Raw genomic sequence first — 18,534 nt, 5'->3', positions numbered from 1 at the left:
CCTACCGCGACGGCTCCGCTTTGACCACCAGCACGCCACGCATGACGGTATAGTGGCCCGGCACCGTACACACGTATTCGTAGGTTCCCGGCTTCGTAGGCGCGGTGAAGTAGATCGACTCCTCCGTTTCCGGAGCGACGAGTTGGGTATGTACCAATACCTCCGGCATATCCGGAATGTATGCGGTCGCGGCACCCCGCAATCCGAGTTTGGAGGCGGCTACTCCGACTTTGTCCCCCATCTTCCCACTCGTCAGGACGAAGTTGTGTTCCATATCATCGGGATTACGGAAGGTAAATTTGATACGGGCTCCGGCCGTGGCCGTCAGGTACTGTTGTTTATACTTCATGCCGAGGGCCGATTCCAGTAGAATCTCCTCATCGAAGCTTCCGTTCCAATCGTCCGGCATGCCGGTCGGGTTCTTGGGGGAAGCATCGGTGGCATCCGCGGCGGTGAGCGCAACCGCATCGTCCCGCCCCCCGCCGGGTATCGCGTTCAGGGTGTAGTAGCCGAAGTCGTGGAGCAACTTATCGTTTTCGGCGCTACGTAGCCCGCTCACCCGGATTTCGTAGATGTAGCCGGGTCGGAATCCTTCCAGTTGCAGGCGCACGGTCTTTCCGTCCGGTAGCAGTTCCGCGGTCGTGACGGGGTTATCCTGAATATCTACGACCGGGCTGCCGTAGTTGTGGTGATAGCGGTAGGTGAAGTTCTGGATCGCGAAAGCCGAGGCCCGGACGTTCGCCGCCGCTACGGGTTTGCTGAATTCGATCTCGAATCCATCCTCCCTTGCCCGTACGGCGTACATTTCGAAGGGGGTCTTTCCGGTCCAGGTCAGTCGTTCCAGGGCGAAAGCTTCCCCCCCGGTGGCCGCCCAGCCGCGCGCGGTCTGCCCGGCGTACAGTGCGTGATCGGCGGAAAACTTCAGGCGCAGCAGGCCGGAACTGAAGCCTTCCCGGAAGGGGAAGACCACTCCCTGGTATTCACCATTCACTTTCTCCAGGGCTACGCGCATGATTTTACTCTGTCCCTGATCGCTCACGAAGAGTTGGCCGGCGAAGGCACCGAAGGCACCCTCCGTCCGGTCGGTAATGATGTCCGCGGTGGAAATTCCCAGGATCCCGTGGGGGAACCAGACGGCCGGGAGCTTCAGACCCGTGAGTTCCTTACGGGCGTTGTACATGGTCTGGAAGTCATCGTTCAGGTCGTCAACTTTTAGATTTACCTCCGAACCTTTCCGGTCGGCCCAGCGCAGACTGGCCGGGTGTCCCGCAAAGTCTCCCTTTGCCAGGTGGGTGATACGGCCCGAGCCGATCCAGTCGCCCTGGTTCTCGGCCACGAAGAGGTCTCCCTCGGCATTCGTTCCGAATCCGGCCGGGCTCCGCATTCCCGCCGCGTAGGGAAGCAGCTGCGCGCTGCTCGGATCAAATTGCATCATCCACCCCCGCCAGGGTACGTGGCTTACGCCGCGCCCTTCCCAACCTACGTTCATAGTGGTCATAAAGCTTCCGTCGGGCCGAAAGAGTGGACCGTAGTGGTATTCGTGGTAGTTGCCGGTCAGGGGCAGTTCGTATACCGTTTCGTAGACATCGGCCCAGCCATCATTGTCCCGATCTTCCAGGCGGGTAACTTCTCCGCGCTGGGCGACGTAAATGGCCCCGTCGTGGGCGGTGAGTCCGAGGGGCTCGTGTAGTCCCCGGGCGAAAAGAGTGTATGCCGCCGTACCACCGGGATCTTCGATCAGGTACACTTCGCCCATGCGGGTGCAGACCGCCAGCCGCCCGTCGGGCAAAAAGTCCATGCCCCCCACCTCAAGCTTGATCTCTTCCGGGATGTTAATCTGTTCGATGGTATAAAAATCGGCCTCCTCCTGGGCGAAAAGTCCGGCGGTAGAGCAAGCAAGCAAGTACACGAATAGGGTACGCATAATCTATTGGTTTACAACAGCTACTGTTGAAGTTATTGGTTTGGGAAATGAATGCGATCAGAAGGAAACGCGGTACGTGAGGTGCTCCCCCGGAGGGAGTTCGGCCACCAATCGATCGCTACCCTCGCCACGCAGCATCCGCAGCCTTCCCGTGGCTAGTTCCGTAACCTCGACGGTTGCCCCCGGCCCCTGCACTTCAAAATGACCGGGTGAAATTTGCCGGATATCCCGCCCGGCAGCGAGCTGGGTGAGCAGGGACTCACCGCCGCCGGTATTGGTGAGGGTCCGCAGGAGGCCATCCCCCTCCGGCACGACGCGATCGCTAATCTGGGCCTCCCCCAGGGCGAAGTGGAAGGTGGGCCGGCCGGCCTCGTCGAGATCGTAGCGCAGGTGGTGTAGTTCCGGGATGCTGTCGGGCCACCGCTCGGCCTCCGGGCTCCACTGGGGCCGGCCGTCAAAGGCCACCACGGTACCCAGTGCGCGGGCGACCTGCGGCTCACCCCGGCCGTTCCACATATCGCTCACGTCGACGAAACGACCCCGCCACATCTGGAGCAGACTGCCGTTGTGTAAATCATAGGTGTAGTGGGGCCCGTCACCCTCTCCTACGCTGATTACGTGGGTGCGTTTCTCGGTGTAGTCGTAGACGCGCACCGGCGGGAAGTTCATAAAGCTACGCAGCAGGTAGGGACGGTCATCGGTCTTCACCTCCCGCACCTCCCCGGCGGTGAGGGTAGCTACCGCCCGGTCTTCGGGCAAATCACTCAGGCTACGAAATTCGCCGCCCTCGTAGGCATACTGTACGTTGAGCCGGTTCCAGAAGCCGTACTGATAGTGATCGATCCGCAGACGGTGGCTACCCTTCGAAAGATCAACCGTACCCGCAAGTTCATTGCCGTTATCACGCCCGCCTTTATCGACGACCAGTTGATCGTCGATGTACAAGCGGGTGCTGCTGGGTGTCCATAACCGGAACGTATAGGCACCAGCTTGCGGGATTTCGAGATCGCCCGTAAAGCGGATGGCGTAGGCGTTGCCCCGCTCCCGGATGGCGGCCAGGTCGAAGCGGGATATGTAACCCTCCTTTTCCGGGCTCAGTGCATCCCAGTTCGTGACGTCCTGCGGATCGCCGTCGACGTGGTAGTACGCGTAGCGGATGAGGGGAAGGTTCAAATCCACTTCTCCGGCGCTGTTTACGGAGGAACCGCGTCCCGCACGTGGAGCGGACCGCACATTAGCGATTTGAAGACTACCGGCGGTCAGCTCCAGAGTGAGCGGCCCCTCGGCCTTCCCTTCCCCACCCGTCAGGGGTTCCTGGTAGTAGATGAGGTTGTTGTTGAGGTAGGCGGAGACCAGCAGCGGAGGCTCGGTGCCGCGGGCGGGCAGGTACGCGAGTTCGAGATCCTGCCAGATGCCGGGGGTCGTGGAGACGGTGTTGCGGGCTTCGTGTTCGCCGGCGAGATTCAGCGAAGGAATATTCAGGGGGAAGCGATTCCCCAGCAGCAGGGTGGCCCGGGTATCCGCTTCCGTCCGGAACGAAAACGCGAGCGTTACCGCTTCCTGAACGGGCAGCAGTTCCCACTTCGCCGGCGCCGAAGCCGTCAGAATCTCCCCCTCACCGGCGCTCCAGCCGACGGGGATTTCCGTCAGGTCAACGCGATTAAGATCGTCTACCGGTGCCTTCTCCGCAGTGGATACTTCGTGAACTTCGAGCGGATCGGTGGTGCAGGCGGTGAGCCAGAGCAGGCCCGCGAGGAATACGTATTTAGCCATGCTTAAATGTAAGCAGGCAGGTTTATACGCGTATCCGGTCCCTACCTGGTATGTCCACAATCCAGCCAGCTATGTATATTCAGCCCATAAACTCCCCCTATGCAACGTCGAAAAGCCCTGAAACTCGCCACCGCGGCACTCGGACTGTCCCCCCTGGCTACGGCTGCCGGTGCTTCCGTGGCTCCCGCGCCCGCCGCCGAGAAGTTTAACCTGAAATTTGCTCCCCACGACGGAATGTTCCGGGAGGTAGCCGGTAAGGACGTGCTCGACCAAATCCGCTGGGCGGCCGACATGGGGTTCACCGCCTGGGAAGACAATCAAATGCCCCGCCGCGACGTCGGCCAGCAGGAAAAGATCGGGAACCTGCTTGCCGAACGGGGCATGACCATGGGGGTTTTCGTCGCCAACCAAATCAACTGGCGGGAACCGACCCTCACGAACGGTGCGGGCGAACACCGCGACGCCTTTCTCGAGGACATCCGGAACTCCGTAGAGATCGCTAAGCGCTGCAATGCCAAGTGGGTCACCGTCGTGCCCGGCTTCGTGCAAATGCGCCTGGAACCCTTCTACCAGATGGCCAACGTGGTCGAAACGCTTAAACAAGGTGCCGCCATTCTGGAACCCCACGGCATCGTGATGGTCCTGGAACCCCTCAACTACCGTGACCATCCGGGATTGTTTCTGACCAAAGCCTCCCAGGGGTACGCGATCTGCCAGGCCGTCGGCAGTCCCTCGTGCAAGATCCTCTATGACATCTACCACCAGCAAATTCAGGAAGGCAACCTGATCCCCAACATTGATGCCGCCTGGGACGAGATCGCCTACTTCCAGATCGGTGATAATCCGGGCCGCAAGGAGCCCACGACCGGGGAGATCAACTACGAACGCGTACTCGCCCACATTCACGGGAAGGGCTTCACGGGCGTATACGGAATGGAACACGGCAACAGCATGGACGGCGAGAAGGGGGAAATGGCGGTGGTGGAAGCCTACCGCAAAGTCGACGTTAAGGGATGATCAGAAACTGCCTGACCGCGGCCGCGCTGGCGATCCTTCTGGCCGGCTGCGGAAACGCCCCCGAGAACACCGACGGTGCAAAAGTGGGAGGGGCACTCGCGTCCGATACCGGGGCTGGTGTCCCGAACCCCGGTATTACGACCAACACGGATAGTGAACGGGCCTTCGCGGAAAAACGGTACGCACGCATCGAGGACATGGAGGCGGCGGGCCAGCTCCGCTGCGATACGCTCACCTACGAGTGCGCGGGGGACCCGCGCGGGGGCACGCTAGTCTTCTGTTACGTGGCGGACGACCTGGTCCGGGCCCGCCACGAGTACACGGTCGGTGACCACGGCGGCGGTCGGGAGACTTACTACTTCGACGACACGGAGCTTTTCCTCGCGGATCTGACGCAGTCCACGTGGACCTTCGCCCCGCCGCCGGAGGATAGTGAGAACGACGGCACGACCCGCACGGTGGACCACGTCAGCGAGGAACGCCGTTACTTTTACAACGGCAACCTTATTGACCGGCGGTACCGGGATTATCAGGTCATATCCGGTGAACCTTCCCCGAATCCCGTGGGTGAACCCGGCGAGCGGACGGGTAAGGGCGTAGACGTGCAGCTATCGGGTGAGCAGCTGCTTGCACTTTCCCGGAGCCGGGAGTTCGCCTGCGAGTAGCTTACTCTGGATACCAGTTTTCCAGGATCACGTCGATATTCTCGTTCTGCTCGTTGACCATCTTTTTGAAGGCCTCCACGTCACTTTTCGATCCGTCCTGATTGCGGTAGTGGTAGGGATAAACGACGTCGGGTGCAAAATCGAGTACGGCACTCACCGCCTGTTCGACGTCCATGGTATACGGTAAATTCATGCATACGAAGGCCACGTCGATGTCGTCCAGTTGCCGCATTTCCGGAACGCCCTCGGTGTCTCCGCTGAAGTAGTACCGCTGGCCCCCAATTGCTATCACGTAGCCGTTGAATTTGCCCTTCGGGTGAAAGTTGTCCTTGGGTGGATCGTTATAGGCGGGCACCGCGGTGATCGTTACGTCTTCCCAGGTCCAGGATTCGCCGTTCGCCAGCGTGTGCCGCTCCGCGAAAGGATTCATCGACATAGCATCCATAACCGCCTGGGGGCCAACGAGCTCAGCCGCGTCAAGTTGCAGGCCACTTAGGGTAGCCGTGTCCAGGTGATCCGGATGCGTGTGGGTGATGAGCACCAGATCGGGATCTCCGAAGGAGGTGTAGCGTTCGGCACCGTTGTAGGGGTCAATGAAGATCGTGCGGTCCCCCTGGGTAAGCACCACCGAACCGTGGAATACGGGATGTACTTCTACCATTTCCCCTTCCGAGTTTCGGTTATCCGGAGCGGGGGTTTCGGTGGTGGTGGGGTCGTTAGCCTGGTTAGCGCCGGAGTTGCAGGAGGTGGCGAGCGCGCAGGAGCAGAGCAATAGGTAGAAGCAGTGTCTCATAGTCGGTAAAGCGATGGTTGATCGTACAACCCCACCAGGCCGGGGGTGTTGATTACCACTACAAGAATTTTGGATAGGCACCTCGTCATTCCCATGGTTTATGTATAAGTATTTGTTGATTGTTTTTCTGTACTGGGCGGCCCCCGCCCGGGCCCAACTGAACTTGTTCACCGGCGCTTCTTTCGAACGCGAGCTGAATGGCGATTGGGCGTACGAATTTGAGGTGGAGCACCGGCAGGTGGTCGGTACCGGTCGTGAGAATCGGGCCCTTTTGTTGCTGGCCATTAATCGTAAACTGGGCGATCGCATGAGTCTGACGCCCGGAATACGGGTCACGCCCCGCTACGACCCGGACGTGCCCACGGAACTACGGCTGTTCACGGACCTCAATTACGACCAACCCCTGGGCGAGGGCCCCTTCACCCTAGAAAGCCGGCTTCGCGTACAGTACGAGCGGGAGTTGGCGGAGGGCGCGGCGGGACACCAGGCGGCCGTCCGTCCCCGGCTGGGATTGGCTTACCGGGTGCTTAAGTACACGGAACTCGTCACGGAATACGAAGCCCGTTACCGCTTCGACCGACGCAACGAATTTAGCCGCCACCGGGTCACGCTGGGGGTATCGCAACGGATATCGACCCGGGTCGGCGCGCAGGCCTTCGTACGCCTGGAGCGCGATGCTAACGTCCCCGCTCCGAATAACGAGCCAACGGTGGGTGTGTACCTGACGTACCTGCTGCCGAATGCACGCAAACACGATATCGATTACCGCCGTCCGTTCGGGCGTAGTCTCCTCTGGTGAGGAAGCCTGTACACCGGACTACATACCGGGCACGATCATAACCGCATTCTGCATCAGCCGGCTCGGTCCCCGCCAGAACATGCGGTAATGCGGATTGTCCAGGAGATATACCAGCTTTCCCTGCCCTATGGTGCGAACACCGGCCCAGGTATTACCGGCCAGCCGATCGAGACCCTCCTGACTCGCATATCCGGAAGCCAGCAGCGCCGTAGAGTCGGCGGCGTAACGGCCGACGCTCTGTAGGTCAGCCTGGGGAACGAGCGCACTCGAACCGAATTTCAGGGTGTACACCTGGGGCTTCAGGCCGAAGGCGAGCGGGTGGGTAGTATCCAGGCGGGCGTGCAGGGCCGTGCCGGGAATATTCTGTTTTCCGTAGTAGGCCGTACGATCGGCGAAAGACAGGTAGGCCGCGGCGGTCGTCGTGTCCTTACCGGGAGATTTCAGGCGCTGGTCGTTGAATTTGGATGCTTCCGTAAAGAATTCCGCCGAGCTACCTACCGTAACCAGGGTGCCCCCACCCGAAATCCACTGGCGGAGCGTTGCGAGTTCTTCCTTTCCAAAGACATCCTCCAACTGATCGGCATCCGGAAGGATCAGCACGTCGTAGTCGCTCAGGTCAGCGTAGCCGTAGCGGCTACCGAATTTAGGCACCGCCGTCTGCCGCAGCTGGGAGGTGCGGATCCGGCTTACGGGTAAGCGAGTTTCCCAGTCGAACAGAAAGTAGATCTGGCCACTCGTGTAGGTATCGAAGGGCTGGTCCACGAGGAGGGCTACCCGGGGCTGGTCGACGGGAAAATTTCTGGTACTGGCTAGGTCGTTCCCCTCCCGCATGCGGCCGGTGGAAAAGCGGGCAATGCGTAGGCCGAGGTCATCGGACAGCGTAGTCATCAGCTCGGAAAGTTCGGATTCGTGCTCGAGGTTGCGCCCCCGCAGTACGATCAGGCTACCGGCAGAGAATACTTCCCCCTCGTCGGTCGTGAAGGGTTCCAGCGACGCGCGCACCCGGAGTCCAGCGTCCCAGAGTCGCGCCAGGGCGCGGGGGGCTTGCCGCTGTCCCCAGTCAATCACGTAGGCGTAGGGCACACCGTCCGCGGGACCGGTCAGCGATCCCTGGCTTTCGATTACGGTGACGGGTTCGGTGTTAACCCGGATAGGCGCGTCGAAGGCGAATGCTTCCAGATTATAGGCCAGGGCGGCCGACCAGCTGGACATGTCGTACATAACGCTGTCCTCGATCTGGAGGTCGTTGGTCATGATGCTGTTCAGGAAGAGGTGGCGGGCCTGCTCGGTGGCGATGATCAGGCTACCGGCCGGGTGACTGCGATCGGCGACGGTACCGTCACGGAAGCTGCGCCCCCGGGCATCCAGCGCTTCGGTAGTACGCTCCACTTCTACGCCGTTCAGGAGCATGAGTTGCAGAAAGTCGTCCAGGTAGTCGCTACCGTCGTTCTCGATCAGATAGCCGGTGGCCCCCTGTTTACTGTTGATCGGGTTCCAGGCGGCAAGGCTGTACCGGAGCAGTGCTTCCCGGTTGGCGGCGGCGGTCCTGACCTGTGCGATGCTGGTCGTGTAATGATCCCAGACGCGCTGTCGCAGCGTGAGCACGTAACCATCTTCCGTTTCCACGGCCCGGCCGCCGGCTATCCCCCCCTGCTCGGTAAGCATGCCGACAGCGCCCATGACGGATGGGTAACTGCTTCCGTAACTGGGGTAATAAAAGTCGAAGCGATCGCGGGTAAAATAGCTGATGCCCATGCGGTTGAACTCCCGGATATTCGCCCGGCCGAAGGTATCCGCCCAGCTTTCGTAGGTGTCGGGCAGCAGCAGGTTCCGGGGGGTGGTGCCGGGCACGGTAAAGTAGTTGGCATTGTAGCTCTGTTCGTGGTAGTCGGTGTGCACGTTCGGCATCCAGCGCTGGTATGCCTGGGTGTGGCCGCGGCTTTCGGGATGTACCCCCCACACCCAGTCGCGGTTGAGGTCGAACCAGTAGTGGTTGGTACGTCCGTTCGGCCAGGGGGCGTGGTGCTCCAGGTCGTCGGGTTCCGCTCCGCCGGTTGCCCGGGCCATTCCGTTGTACCAGTACACGTAGCGGTCGCGACCGTCGGGGTTTACGCAGACGAACATCAGGATGACACTATTGCGCAATGCTTCCAGGGTTTGCTCGTCCTCGGTGGTCGCCAGTTCGTAGGCAACCTGCATCGCGGCTTCGGTACTACTCGCCTCGTTGCCGTGGATGTTATAGCTGTAACTATTGATCACCGGATGGCCCTCCAGGAGGTCCTCCGTTTCTTCCCCCTGTTCGCGAAAGGTGTTCACGAGGGCCAATTGCCGCTGACGAATCCGCTCCAGATTGCGTATATTTTCCTCCGAACTCACCGTCAGCAGGATGAGCGGTCGCCCTTCGTAGGTGGTGCCGTAGCGTTCCGCCCGGATCCGTGGGCTTTGCTCGGCCAGGTAATCGAAGTAGTTGACCGAGCGGGCGTATTCGGTAAATCGCTCTCCCAGCCGGTAGCCCAGGAACTTTCGCGGACTGAGCACGCTGGACGTCAGATTGTCCGGAAACTCAAGCCTTTCGTAGACGTCGGTTTGCGCAACCATTAAACCGGAAAACGCGAATAAAATTAGGAGAACGGATAGGCGCATACGTAGCAAGCTTGAATTTGGCGTAATGTAGTGGATAAGTTGAAATGGAACGGAAGGTGCTACCGTTAACCCGGGGTGAACGTGCCTTAACTGCCGCCGTTGCCACCGGTAAGCCCGGTTTACCTACCGTTCCGTAGAAGACTCTTGTTATATCGATTTTGAAGGACAATTTTAGAAGCATTCGTATTGCTATAGAGGCGTCTCTTCATGATTATTAGGTAGTCAGCGTCTCTCTCCGAACGAACTTCTTTGTAGAATTTCTCTTGCAATTTTACTTTGGTCTATAGCGCCGTCCGACTTGGCTAGGTAATGGACGGTCCGCCGTAAACAGTATGCAATAGCGATTCGGGTTTTCACTGATACCAACACTCTTTTACACGTCAAGCATGTTCAAATACACATTCATTCCGTTGCTGCTGTTGAGCGCGACGGTCACCCTCGCCCAGGGCCGCTGTCAGCGCGGCAACTGTTACGATGGCCAGGGTATCCTGCGTTTCGCTGACGGGGCTCTTTATTCCGGGAACTTTCAGGCTGGAAAGTTTGAAGGGAGCGGCACGCTCACGTATCCCGACGGTTCCGTATACACGGGCAATTTTCACCAGCAACTGCAGAGCGGCGAAGGCCGTCTCGTAGACGGTAACGGAAATACATACACCGGCGCCTGGCGCAACGGTAAGCGCGACGGTCGCGGTCGGGTGAACTACAACGACGGCAGCACGATCGTGGGCCAGTGGGTCGCCGACAAGCTCGAAGGGAAGGCCGAATTTCGCTTCGCCAACCGGGATCACTACCTCGGCAACATGTCGAACAATCTCATGAACGGTTACGGCCGCATGGATTACGCCAACGGGGATAGCTACCGCGGAAACTGGTCGGCCAACCTCCGCCACGGTGACGGCACGATGGTTTTCGCCAACGGTACCGAAATCTCGGGAACCTGGACGAACGGCGAAATGAACGTGGATTGGTCGACACTCGGCTTCATCGGTAACACGGCCACCCTGCCCAACTGCGCGGAGGGGTGCCCCGACGGGCCGGGCCGCTATGCCTATGCCGACGGTACCCAGTACTACGGCGACATCCACTACGGCCGGCCTGAAGGAAAGGGAACGGTAACCTTTCCGGGAGGTAACATCTATTTCGGTCACTTTCGCAATCACCGCCCCGAAGGACTGGGCGTCATGCATTACGCGGACGGACAAATCGAAGGAGGCATCTGGGACGACGGGCAGCTCTACCGCCGGATGTATACGGCCATGGGCAAACCCGCCGAATCCGTCGACACCGCCTTTGACCCCGAAGTCAGAGTATGGGCCGTCGTGGTGGGCTGCGCCTTCTACCAGCACATGAAAACCCTGCGGTACACGGACGACGACGCCTACCAGGTCTATGCCTTCCTAAAGAGCATCGAGGGAGGTGCGCTGAGCGACGAACAAGTAAAGGTGCTCATCGACGAAGATGCCACCCACGATAATATCCTCACCGCCATGCGGGAAACCTACCGCCAGGCCGACGAGAACGACGTGATCCTGTTCTACTTCTCGGGTCACGGACTGCCCGGTGCCTTTCTGCCCGTCGACTACGACGGACAGCAGAATGCGCTGCGCCACGAGGACGTTCAGGATGCCCTGGTGAGCAGCCGCTCACGCCACAAACTCGTGATCGCCGACGCCTGCCACAGCGGGAGCCTCGCCGCCCGCAGCGGGGGCGGAAACACGGAAACGCTGTCCAGCTTCTACTCGGCGCTCACCAACGCCCAGTCGTCTACCGCACTGATGATGTCGAGCAAGGGCGAGGAAATCAGTATGGAGGACGGGGGACTACGCTCCGGCGTTTTCAGTCACTACCTGATCCGCGGACTCAAGGGAGAAGCCGACGCGGACCACGACGGCCTAGTCAGTATCGAGGAATTGTTCGCTTACGTTCACCGGGAGGTCCGGGGCTACACGGGCAATATCCAGACGCCGACCCTGACGGGCAGCTACGATAAGTTCATGCCGATCTCCGCGGTACGGAGCCGGTAAGCGACGCACGCTTACTGCTCGCGGCGGTAGATGTAGTATTCAACGGCCTTGGGGGAGAAGTCCACTCCGCGAATGGTTTCCGGAACCCGGGTCAGGGTCAGAGGAATGGAGTTGTGGTCGTCGGAAATCCGAACGCCCGTCAGATCGGCCTCTACCCGAAAGTCGTCGACTCCGAACAGACCGTACTGACTCTGAGGGATGGTAACGGTCACCGTCACCGAGGCGGGATATACGCGAGCGGAATCCGCGGCCGGGGCGTTTCTTAGCGTCACCGGAACGTCCAGCTGTTGCTCGATGAAGGCATCCACCGGTACCGCCACGCTCACTTTGGTATAATTAATAGTGAGCCCTTCCGGGGCCGGCGCGAGGGGCACGCTGATCAGTTGATCGTCCTCGATGTCCTCCAGCGTACGCTCCTCGGTGGGCCATTCCTGAATCTCTTCCAGTGCATCGGCCGCTCCGCTTACCGTGATGCTGTCGGGTTCGATGAGCAATTTACCCGAGGCGAAGTATCCGGGCTTGAACCGTACCCGGACGCGCGAACGTACGGGCACCCGTTTACCATCCCGGGGGGTGGTCAGGATGCGCTGGGCGTCGTAGGCGATGTTGTCTACTTCCAGGTCCCCGCTACTCAACTGCCGCGCCACCTGCTGCTGGAGCACATTGCCGGTCAGTAACAGTTCGGTCTCGTCCTGAAGATCCACGCTGACGCCGAGCCGGCTTCCGCGCAGCGTTTCCCAGATGAGGTTCCAACCCCGGCCGCGCAGCTGAACGCTCACGCTGCGGGGGGGCGAACCGGCCACCACGCGTTCGGGGTCGACCACGTACGTCAGGTCAACCTCCTTGGTGATCTCGTAGTCCTGCGATAAATTCAGGATCAACCAGAATACGAAGGCCAGACCGATGCAGATCAGGAGGATCTGCCGGTCCGTGGTCGCCATGTTGCTCAGGGGCAGCCTATGCTTCAGCCTTTGGAGGATAGATGGCATCGGTCAGTTCCTTCGACACGGCGTTTTTGGTGATCTGTAGGTAGGTCTTATTGCCCACGTTGAGGGTGACGATGTTGTCCTCCACCTTGTCGATAATACCGAGGATGCCGCTGGCGGTGACGACCCGTTGCCCCTTCGCCAACCCGGACATGAAGGTCTTCTGCTGCTTGCTGCGCCGGCGCTGGGGAATGATCATCGTGAACACGAGCACGGCGAGCATCGCGATCATAAAGAAGCCGTTGGTGAAAATGTCTCCGGCCTGTAGGAGTAAAGTCATAACTGAAATATGTTGGTTATCGTACGGTACCCGTGAGATACAGCGTGGTTTGCGCCGGCAGGGTGTTTGCCGACAGGGTAACCGGTTTACGCTGGTGGCCCCGTTTGTTGTCGGTACTGAATTCGACCTGTACGCGGCCCGTTTCCCCCGGTGGTATGGGTTGCCGCGGATAGTCCGGAATGGTACACCCACAGGTGGAACGCGCATCGGTGATCAACAGGGGAACATCACCCACATTGGTAAAGGTAAACGCATGGCGCACTTTGTGCCCGGCCGTCACCTCTCCGAAGTGGTACTCATTCTCCTCGAAGGCGAAGCGGGCTACGTGAAGGGTATCCGTCGCGCCCCCGTTACGATCGGCGATCGGATTGCGGATGATGGCCGCGTTGCCCGCCGCGGAGGGTGCCGCCGCGTCCGGACTTACCGGCCGATCCGAACCGCAGCCGAGCAGGACAAAGACCATAAGACCGGAAAGCGAAAACTTCATACACGCGGGGTAAGGGTAGCGGCGACAAAGATAAGCAGCGAGCGCTTGCCAACACTTTACTCCCGTCGCTGTACCTTGCCGCGCACACTTTCACCGTACCGCTAACAACATTCACGACATGCGCATCTTTCTCATTGGCTTCATGGGCTCAGGAAAGAGTTATTGCGGGCGGGAACTCGCTAAATTGCTGGGTGCGCCGTTCATCGACCTCGACGAGTACGTGGAGGCGAAAGCCGGCGCCCCGATCTCCGAAATTTTCGCCAACAGGAATGAAGAGTACTTCCGCGAACTGGAGCGCGACGTCCTGTTGAGCATTACCCCCCTGCCCACCTTCGTCATGGCTACGGGCGGGGGCACCCCCTGTCACCACGACCTCATCACCCACCTGAATGAGGTAGGCACTACCGTATTTCTGGATCCGCCGGTCGATCTGCTGGTCGAGCGACTGCGCGCCGAAATCGATCACCGCCCCCTGCTGGCCCAATCCGGCGAACTACCGACTACCGTCCGGGAAAAACTCCAGCTGCGTCGGCCGTGCTACGAGCGCGCGCAAATCCACCTGCGCTTCGACAACAATGACGAGGACGTAGCGCGTTTGGTATTCGACCGACTTTCCGAACAGCCCTTATCCTGAATAATGCCCCGACCCCTTTACCTCCTTTGTGCCCTCCTGTTTACCTCTCTGCTATCCGCTCAGTCTACGGCACCGGAAAAACTGTACTTCATCGGCTTCGCCGATAAGGACGGAACTCCTTACTCCACCGACAAGGCCGCTGAGTTTCTGAGCCCACGCGCGCTCGACCGTCGGCGACACCACGGCGTGGAGATCACCGAGGCCGACCTGCCCATCAGCCCCGTCTACGAACGCGGCATGCTGGATGCGGGAACGCGAATCTGGTTGCGTAGTAAGTGGATGAACGGCGTGGTCGTGGCCGCCACCGAAACGGAACTTGCCGCCGTGGCCGAGCTTCCCTACGTCGATACCGTATACTACGTTGCCCCGCTTCAGTACGATCGCCCCGGCGACCTGCCCCGCCCCACCCGCTTCGACCAACCCGCTCCGGTGGTGGGCCGGGTACCGGTGTCCGAAGCGTTTTACGGATATGGCTGGAAGGACCTCCGGAGAATGAACGGCGATAGCCTGCACCGACTCGGCTTCCGCGGACGGGGCGTTCTGGTGGGCGTATTCGACGGGGGCTTTCCCAACGTTGCCTACAAGGATTTTCTGGGCTACGATCAGGCGGACGCGGTACCCGGCAACTATGATCTCGTGGAGCAGGACTCCTCCGCGCTGGACGGCTCCACCCACGGGGCCACGGTGCTGAGTACCATGGCGGCCCACCACCCCTTCTTCTTCATCGGGACGGCCCCGGAAGCTCGCTACCTTTTGTTCAAAACCGAAAACTCCCGGGGTGAGCATCGCCTCGAAGAGATCAACTACGCGATCGCCCTGGAAATGGCCGACAGCGTGGGCGTAGACCTCGTAAACAGTAGCCTGGGGTACACCACCTTCACGGATACCTCCATGAACTACACGTACGCCGATCTGGACGGGCGCCACAGCCCCGCCTCCGTCGCGATCGACCGGGCCTTCGACCGCGGAATGATCATCGTGACCAGTGCCGGCAACAGCGGAGCGGACGACTGGAAACACATCGGCGCTCCCGCGGATGCCGCCAAGGCCTTCAGCATCGGCGCCCTCGACGACCTAGACGAACGCGCGTACTTCAGCAGCTTCGGACCGACGGCCGACGGAAGGGTCAAGCCCGACGTAAGCGGACCCGGCGTGATGGTGGCGGCCGTGGCGGCCAACGGAAAGGGCCTCACCGGGGCCAACGGAACCAGCTTGAGCGCACCGCTCATTACCGGATTGATCGCCTGCCTGCTCGAAGCGGTGCCGGAAGCCACCAACCAAGAGATACTCGATGCCGTTCGTCGCACCGCCTCCCACGCCGAAACGCCCGGTGCGGCCGTCGGTTACGGTAAACCGGATTTCGCGGCGGCGTACCGCTACTTGCTCCGGGCCGAACAGTAGAATCCAGGCTTTTTTCGGCGCGGCCTTGTGGTACCGCCGGGGCTTGCTTATTTTTGGGAAAAGCTCGGAGCAAACCAAGCCGTTCGCCTCGCGTTAGTTTCACAGATCCGGCGGGCCCGCCCCGCCACCGTTTTTTTATTTGGTATCAGTAAGTTGGAACGAGCCCCGGCACCGCAAGGATGACCGGGGTTCTTTACGTTTACCGCTCCCGCGCGCTGCCGCCGCCCCCTACCGGTCAAACAGCACGCGCTCGCCGCGCACCGAATCGTTGACCTGCCCGTTGGCGTAGGCAAGCCTTCCGCTTACGATAGTCTCCCGTACACGTCCCCGCAGCGTGGTACCCTCCAGGGGGGACCAGCCGGCCTTGTAGAGGATATTTTCCGGGGCAACCGTCCACTCGGTGCGGGGATCGTACACCACGACATCGGCCCACGTACCCTCGTCCAGGTAACCGCGGCGATCGACCCGGAAACACTCCGCCGGGGCGTGGCACATCTTTTCCACGATCTTTTCGAGACTGATTTTTCCGGCCTGCTCGAGGCGCATCATCATGTCCAGGCTGTGCTGCACCAGCGGGAGCCCCCCCGGCGCCTTGAAGTAGTCCGACTGGGCCTTCTCCTCGATCGTGTGGGGAGCGTGGTCGGTGGCGATCACGTCGAAGCGATCGTCGAGCAGTGCCGGCAACAGGGCCGATCGATGGTGTTCGGATTTGATGGCGGGGTTGCACTTGATGCCGTTGCCGAGCCGGTCGTAGTCGTCGGCGTTGAAGGTCAGGTGGTGTACGCACACTTCCGCCGTGATGCGCTTTTCCCGCAGGGGAATATCGTTGCGGAACAGATCGACCTCGTCCGCCGTACTGATATGCAGGATATGCAGACGCGTATTATGCCGTTTGGCGAGCTCTACGGCCAGGGTGCTGCTCTTCAGGCAACCTTCCGCCGACCGGATGTGGGGGTGTTCCCGGACGGGGATGTCGGTTCCCCATTTTTCGCGGGCGCGGGCGGCGTTTTCCCGGATGGTGGCTTCGTCCTCGCAGTGGGTGGCGATCAGCAGCGGGCTTTTGGCGAACAGGGCGTCGAGCGTTTTTTCGTTGTCGACGAGCATGTTGCCCGTGCTGCTGCCCATGAAGATCTTCAGGCCGCACACCCGGCGGGGATCGGTGCGCAGAGCCTCGTCGAGGTTATCGTTGGCCGCGCCCATGTAGAAGCTGTAATTGGCGACGCTGTTTTCGGCGCCGATGCGGTACTTCTCCTCCAGCAGTAGTTGGTTGAGCGTGGCCGGCTTCGTATTCGGCATCTCCATGAAGGTGGTCGTTCCTCCGGCTACGGCGGCGCGGGCTTCCGTGCGGATCGTGGCCTTGTGGGTCAGGCCCGGTTCGCGGAAGTGTACCTGGTCGTCGATGATCCCGGGCAGAACGAAGCACCCACCAGCGTCGATCTCGCGGTCCGCGGTCACGTCTATAGTTCCCCCGACGCGCTCGATGAAGCCGTCGCGGATAAGCACGTCACCCACCGTCCGTTGTCCGCGATTTACGATCGTTCCCGCCTTGATGAGGATACTGCCCTTGCTCATACCTTAGATTTTTGCCCAAAGTAAGGCTAGCCTCCCCGACTTTAATACGGCCTTAAGGCAAGCTTGGGAAAAATTAAGAATTGAATCTGCAACCTTTAGGGAAAGGGATCGGCCTTTACGGTGTCCGCGTAGCCGAGTTTGGCGGGAACGCCGGAGCTACGTCATTTAAAAAACAGCAAACATTTTCGCTATGAAATTCCCTACCCTTTTTACCTTTTGCCTCCTGATCACGGGCTTCGCCACCGCCCAGGATGCTTCCACCCCCGCCGTGTTCGCCTACCGGACGGCCATGAGCGGTACTTCCCCGACGGCGTCTGACGGCTACCGCGACTTCCGCAGTAAACGGGAACGAACCCTGCTCGGTGACCTCGACTTCACCGGTGCGTGGGGCGGGCCGACCTACAATTACTCCTCTACGGGCGACGACTGGTCACTCGTGCGGGGTGGTTTCGGCGGTCTGGAGTTCGGCAAATCCGTTTTCCTCGGTTATGGCGGCTGGAAGTCGCGCGAATCCTTCACGACCGACCAGGCTCCGTTGATCGGTGACCGGCCCGAATACGAATTCCGCCACGGGGGCTTCATCATCGCGGTTGCTCCCGGTGCCGAAAACGTGGTCCACCCCCGCATCACCGCCATCATCGGTCCGGGAAGGATCGACGTAGCGGGTGAAGGCCGCGACCGCATGCTCGTGGGCCAACTGATGGGGGGCGCCGAGATCAATCTTTTCCAGTGGTTCCGCCTCGGACTGGAGGGTGGCTACCGCTTCGCGGGTGGTGTTGACTCCGAGCTCGTTACCTCTCAGGACGTGAGTGGAGCGGTCGTACAGATCGAAGCCCGTTTCGGCTGGAGCTGGTAACGTGTGGCAAAATTTACGACCTTTGGGCGTCCATGGAAAACAGCCCCAACCCCATCAAGCACATTGCCATCGCCGGAAACATCGGTGCCGGTAAAACGACCCTCTGCCGCCAGCTCGGACAACACTTCGGCTGGGAGGTACACTACGAAAGCGCGGAGAATAATCCCTACCTGAGCGATTTTTACAACGACATGAAGCGGTGGAGCTTCAACCTGCAGGTTTACTTCCTGCACAACCGCTACAAGCAGATTCTGGACATTCAGGATGGCGACAAGACCGTCATTCAGGACCGCACCATCTACGAAGACGCCAACATCTTCGCCCCCAACCTTCACGGTATGGGACTGATGACCGAACGGGACTTCGAAAGCTATACCCAGCTGTTCGAAACCATGACCAGTCGGATCAAGGCCCCGGACCTGCTCATTTATCTCCGCGCCGGCATCGGCACCCTCGTCGCCCACATTGAAAGCCGGGGACGCGACTACGAAGGCAGCATGAGCCTAGATTACCTCAAGCAACTCAACCGTCGCTACGAGGACTGGATCTCCACCTACCGGGACGGCAACATCCTGATCATCAACGTCGACGAAGTGGACTTCGCCAATAAGAAGGAAGACCTCGGGCGCGTCATCAACATGGTCGGGGCCAAGCTCCACGGACTGTTCAAGGAGGTGTAG

Annotated in this window: 16 protein-coding genes; 8 read left to right on the top strand and 8 right to left on the bottom strand. The window is 60.2% G+C overall.

Going from position 1 to position 18,534, the window contains the following annotated elements; translation table 11 throughout:
* Window position 1 precedes the first annotated feature (1 nt).
* Entirely contained in the window at window positions 2–1,924 is a 1,923-nt protein-coding gene (locus tag NMA52_RS04130) for a plastocyanin/azurin family copper-binding protein (protein ID WP_254826379.1), read from the bottom strand.
* Between the two features lie 57 nt (window positions 1,925–1,981).
* Window positions 1,982–3,697: a PA14 domain-containing protein gene (locus NMA52_RS04125; RefSeq protein WP_254826378.1), complete on the bottom strand. Its 1,716-nt coding sequence runs from the start codon at window positions 3,695–3,697 to the stop codon at window positions 1,982–1,984.
* A 99-nt stretch (window positions 3,698–3,796) separates the two neighbouring features.
* Here NMA52_RS04125 and NMA52_RS04120 point away from each other — a divergent pair, with 99 nt between their 5' ends.
* Window positions 3,797–4,714, top strand: coding sequence for a hydroxypyruvate isomerase family protein (locus NMA52_RS04120; RefSeq protein WP_254826377.1), 918 nt, complete (start codon window positions 3,797–3,799; stop codon window positions 4,712–4,714).
* Window positions 4,711–5,379 (top strand): hypothetical protein, encoded by a 669-nt coding sequence (locus tag NMA52_RS04115; RefSeq protein WP_254826376.1) that lies wholly within the window; start codon window positions 4,711–4,713, stop codon window positions 5,377–5,379. The genes NMA52_RS04120 and NMA52_RS04115 overlap by 4 nt, the downstream gene beginning before the upstream one ends.
* A gap of 1 nt (window position 5,380) precedes the next feature.
* Here the strand turns inward: NMA52_RS04115 and NMA52_RS04110 are convergent, their stop codons facing one another.
* The gene (locus tag NMA52_RS04110; RefSeq protein ID WP_254826375.1) at window positions 5,381–6,172 is read right to left on the bottom strand and encodes an MBL fold metallo-hydrolase; all 792 of its coding nucleotides are present in this window, start codon (window positions 6,170–6,172) and stop codon (window positions 5,381–5,383) included.
* Window positions 6,173–6,272: 100 nt separating this feature from the next.
* On the opposite strand from NMA52_RS04110, the gene NMA52_RS04105 reads away from it, so the two are divergent.
* A complete protein-coding gene (locus NMA52_RS04105) occupies window positions 6,273–6,971 on the top strand; it encodes a DUF2490 domain-containing protein (protein ID WP_254826374.1) in 699 nt (232 codons plus the stop codon).
* Between the two features lie 18 nt (window positions 6,972–6,989).
* Here the strand turns inward: NMA52_RS04105 and NMA52_RS04100 are convergent, their stop codons facing one another.
* Window positions 6,990–9,614, bottom strand: coding sequence for a M14 family metallopeptidase (locus NMA52_RS04100; RefSeq protein WP_254826373.1), 2,625 nt, complete (start codon window positions 9,612–9,614; stop codon window positions 6,990–6,992).
* Window positions 9,615–10,000: 386 nt separating this feature from the next.
* Here NMA52_RS04100 and NMA52_RS04095 point away from each other — a divergent pair, with 386 nt between their 5' ends.
* The gene (locus NMA52_RS04095; protein ID WP_254826372.1) at window positions 10,001–11,638 is read left to right on the top strand and encodes a caspase family protein; all 1,638 of its coding nucleotides are present in this window, start codon (window positions 10,001–10,003) and stop codon (window positions 11,636–11,638) included.
* Between the two features lie 11 nt (window positions 11,639–11,649).
* Here NMA52_RS04095 and NMA52_RS04090 read toward each other — a convergent pair whose 3' ends face one another.
* Genes NMA52_RS04090 through NMA52_RS04080 form a run of 3 tightly spaced genes read right to left on the bottom strand, consistent with a single transcriptional unit; the run spans window position 11,650 to window position 13,391 of the window.
* The gene (locus NMA52_RS04090; protein WP_254826371.1) at window positions 11,650–12,627 is read right to left on the bottom strand and encodes a hypothetical protein; all 978 of its coding nucleotides are present in this window, start codon (window positions 12,625–12,627) and stop codon (window positions 11,650–11,652) included.
* Window positions 12,596–12,904, bottom strand: coding sequence for a preprotein translocase subunit YajC (gene yajC / locus NMA52_RS04085; protein WP_254826370.1), 309 nt, complete (start codon window positions 12,902–12,904; stop codon window positions 12,596–12,598). The genes NMA52_RS04090 and yajC overlap by 32 nt, the downstream gene beginning before the upstream one ends.
* A 16-nt stretch (window positions 12,905–12,920) precedes the next feature.
* The gene (locus NMA52_RS04080) at window positions 12,921–13,391 is read right to left on the bottom strand and encodes a DUF1573 domain-containing protein (RefSeq protein WP_254826369.1); all 471 of its coding nucleotides are present in this window, start codon (window positions 13,389–13,391) and stop codon (window positions 12,921–12,923) included.
* A gap of 118 nt (window positions 13,392–13,509) precedes the next feature.
* Here NMA52_RS04080 and NMA52_RS04075 point away from each other — a divergent pair, with 118 nt between their 5' ends.
* Together NMA52_RS04075 and NMA52_RS04070 are read left to right on the top strand one after the other, a co-directional pair.
* Window positions 13,510–14,025 (top strand): shikimate kinase, encoded by a 516-nt coding sequence (locus tag NMA52_RS04075; protein ID WP_254826368.1) that lies wholly within the window; start codon window positions 13,510–13,512, stop codon window positions 14,023–14,025.
* A 3-nt stretch (window positions 14,026–14,028) separates the two neighbouring features.
* Window positions 14,029–15,426, top strand: coding sequence for a S8 family serine peptidase (locus NMA52_RS04070; RefSeq protein ID WP_254826367.1), 1,398 nt, complete (start codon window positions 14,029–14,031; stop codon window positions 15,424–15,426).
* 228 nt (window positions 15,427–15,654) lie between these two features.
* Here the strand turns inward: NMA52_RS04070 and NMA52_RS04065 are convergent, their stop codons facing one another.
* Window positions 15,655–16,998, bottom strand: coding sequence for a dihydroorotase (locus NMA52_RS04065; protein ID WP_254826366.1), 1,344 nt, complete (start codon window positions 16,996–16,998; stop codon window positions 15,655–15,657).
* A gap of 190 nt (window positions 16,999–17,188) precedes the next feature.
* On the opposite strand from NMA52_RS04065, the gene NMA52_RS04060 reads away from it, so the two are divergent.
* Together NMA52_RS04060 and NMA52_RS04055 are read left to right on the top strand one after the other, a co-directional pair.
* Complete coding sequence (locus tag NMA52_RS04060) at window positions 17,189–17,854, top strand: hypothetical protein (protein WP_254826365.1); 666 nt, start codon at window positions 17,189–17,191, stop codon at window positions 17,852–17,854.
* Between the two features lie 32 nt (window positions 17,855–17,886).
* Complete coding sequence (locus tag NMA52_RS04055) at window positions 17,887–18,534, top strand: deoxynucleoside kinase (RefSeq protein ID WP_254826364.1); 648 nt, start codon at window positions 17,887–17,889, stop codon at window positions 18,532–18,534.

This window comes from Lewinella sp. JB7, assembly GCF_024297185.1.
Taxonomy (GTDB): Bacteria; Bacteroidota; Bacteroidia; order Chitinophagales; family Saprospiraceae; genus Neolewinella.
Note: the sequence above shows the minus strand (reverse complement) of the source record. Positions and strands in the feature narration are given on the sequence as shown.

Excerpts from the sequence above, each read along its gene's own strand:
- NMA52_RS04070 (WP_254826367.1), top strand. The coding sequence starts at position 14,029 with ATGCCCCGACCCCTTTACCTCCTTTGTGCCCTCCTGTTTACCTCTCTG.
- NMA52_RS04115 (WP_254826376.1), top strand. The coding sequence starts at position 4,711 with ATGATCAGAAACTGCCTGACCGCGGCCGCGCTGGCGATCCTTCTGGCC.
- NMA52_RS04120 (WP_254826377.1), top strand. The coding sequence starts at position 3,797 with ATGCAACGTCGAAAAGCCCTGAAACTCGCCACCGCGGCACTCGGACTG.
- NMA52_RS04110 (WP_254826375.1), bottom strand. The coding sequence starts at position 6,172 with ATGAGACACTGCTTCTACCTATTGCTCTGCTCCTGCGCGCTCGCCACC.
- NMA52_RS04080 (WP_254826369.1), bottom strand. The coding sequence starts at position 13,391 with ATGAAGTTTTCGCTTTCCGGTCTTATGGTCTTTGTCCTGCTCGGCTGC.
- NMA52_RS04105 (WP_254826374.1), top strand. The coding sequence starts at position 6,273 with ATGTATAAGTATTTGTTGATTGTTTTTCTGTACTGGGCGGCCCCCGCC.
- NMA52_RS04075 (WP_254826368.1), top strand. The coding sequence starts at position 13,510 with ATGCGCATCTTTCTCATTGGCTTCATGGGCTCAGGAAAGAGTTATTGC.
- NMA52_RS04090 (WP_254826371.1), bottom strand. The coding sequence starts at position 12,627 with ATGCCATCTATCCTCCAAAGGCTGAAGCATAGGCTGCCCCTGAGCAAC.
- NMA52_RS04130 (WP_254826379.1), bottom strand. The coding sequence starts at position 1,924 with ATGCGTACCCTATTCGTGTACTTGCTTGCTTGCTCTACCGCCGGACTT.
- NMA52_RS04065 (WP_254826366.1), bottom strand. The coding sequence starts at position 16,998 with ATGAGCAAGGGCAGTATCCTCATCAAGGCGGGAACGATCGTAAATCGC.
- NMA52_RS04060 (WP_254826365.1), top strand. The coding sequence starts at position 17,189 with ATGAAATTCCCTACCCTTTTTACCTTTTGCCTCCTGATCACGGGCTTC.
- NMA52_RS04095 (WP_254826372.1), top strand. The coding sequence starts at position 10,001 with ATGTTCAAATACACATTCATTCCGTTGCTGCTGTTGAGCGCGACGGTC.
- NMA52_RS04100 (WP_254826373.1), bottom strand. The coding sequence starts at position 9,614 with ATGCGCCTATCCGTTCTCCTAATTTTATTCGCGTTTTCCGGTTTAATG.
- NMA52_RS04055 (WP_254826364.1), top strand. The coding sequence starts at position 17,887 with ATGGAAAACAGCCCCAACCCCATCAAGCACATTGCCATCGCCGGAAAC.
- NMA52_RS04125 (WP_254826378.1), bottom strand. The coding sequence starts at position 3,697 with ATGGCTAAATACGTATTCCTCGCGGGCCTGCTCTGGCTCACCGCCTGC.
- yajC (WP_254826370.1), bottom strand. The coding sequence starts at position 12,904 with ATGACTTTACTCCTACAGGCCGGAGACATTTTCACCAACGGCTTCTTT.